General features: G+C 64.0%; 1 protein-coding gene. It reads right to left on the bottom strand.

Annotated features, from left to right (window positions below):
* Positions 1 to 38: 38 nt before the first annotated feature.
* Positions 39 to 1334, bottom strand: a complete 1296-nt coding sequence (locus ACFVYA_RS49945) for an IS256 family transposase (RefSeq protein WP_387055708.1) — start codon at positions 1332 to 1334, stop codon at positions 39 to 41.
* Positions 1335 to 1409 lie beyond the last annotated feature (75 nt).

The raw sequence follows: 1409 nt of genomic DNA, 5'->3' as shown, positions 1-1409 counted from the left end.
GGGGCCTATCTCGTGATCGGTGTTTCCGGCGTTGTTGATCAGTAGGTTTCGGCTCCCGGCCAGCGGTCACCGAAGGTGATGGCGAACGCGTTGATCACGGGCTTCCAACGCATCGTCCATCGGGCGCGGCCTGTCCCGGTCGGGTCCAGGCTGCGGGTTACAAGGTACAGGCACTTCATCGCGGACTGCTCGGTCGGGAAATGCCCGCGTGCGCGAACCGCCCGCCGATAGCGGGCGTTCAGCGACTCGATCGCGTTCGTGGAGCAGATCATGCGCCTGATCTCGACGTCGTAGTTGAGGAACGGCGTGAACTCATTCCAAGCGTTGCGCCACAAACGAATCACCGCTCCATGCTGCGCGCCCCATTTCTCTTCGAATTCGTCGAGAGCTGCCGCGGCGGCGTCCGGACTGGGCGCAGTGTAGATGGGTTTGATGTCGCGTTTCACCGCCTCCCAGTCCCGCCGGGACACGAGCCGGAAAGTGTTGCGGATCAGATGGACGATGCAGGTTTGCACGACGGTTTGCGGCCACACGTTCGCCACGACGTCGGGCAGGCCTTTGAGGCCATCGCAGACGAGGAAGAACACATCCCGGACGCCACGGTTCTTCAGGTCGATCAGCACGCTCATCCAGAACTTCGCACCCTCGCCGCCGGTGCCCATCCACAGGCCCAGGACGTCCTTGTGACCGTCGATGGTGACGCCGATGGCGGCGTAGACGGGCCGGTTGGCGACCTGGCCGTCACGGACCTTGACGTGGATCGCGTCAATGAACACGGCCACATACACCGCATCCAGGGGACGGTTGGCCCACTCCTGCATCTCCGCGACGACCTTGTCGGTGATCCGCGAGATCGTCTCCTTCGACACCGCAGCACCATAAATTTCGGCGAAATGCGCAGAAATCTCTCCGGTCGTCATTCCCTTCGCGTACAGCGACAACACGATCTCGTCCACCTCGGTGAGCCGACGTTGCCTCTTCTTCACGATCTGCGGTTCGAACGTGCTCTCCCGGTCCCGCGGCACGTTGATGTCGACTTCGCCGGCGGCGTCGGAGATCACCGTTTTCGGGCGGGTGCCGTTGCGCACGTTCGTCGACTCCCGGTCCGGGTCGGCCTGGTTCTTCGCATGACCGAGGTGCTCGGTCATCTCCTCGTTGAGCGCGGTTTCCAGCACGTTCTTGGTGAACAGCTTCAGCAACCCGTCCGGGCCGGTCAACGCCAGCCCGCGGGCCTTCGCCTCGGCCACCATCGCCGCCGCGGCGGCCTGCTCCGGCGACAGCTCCCGCGCCGGCTTCGACTCACTCTTGCGTGGACTCACAAGGTCCGATGTCATCACTCACAGTGCCCATCCCGCCGGACCTCGGCCCGGCGTGTCGGGCCGGAAACACCGATCTTGGAACAGTCCCCT

The organism is Amycolatopsis sp. NPDC058278 (genome assembly GCF_042881395.1).
Taxonomy (GTDB): domain Bacteria; phylum Actinomycetota; class Actinomycetes; order Mycobacteriales; family Pseudonocardiaceae; genus Amycolatopsis.
Note: the sequence above shows the minus strand (reverse complement) of the source record. Positions and strands in the feature narration are given on the sequence as shown.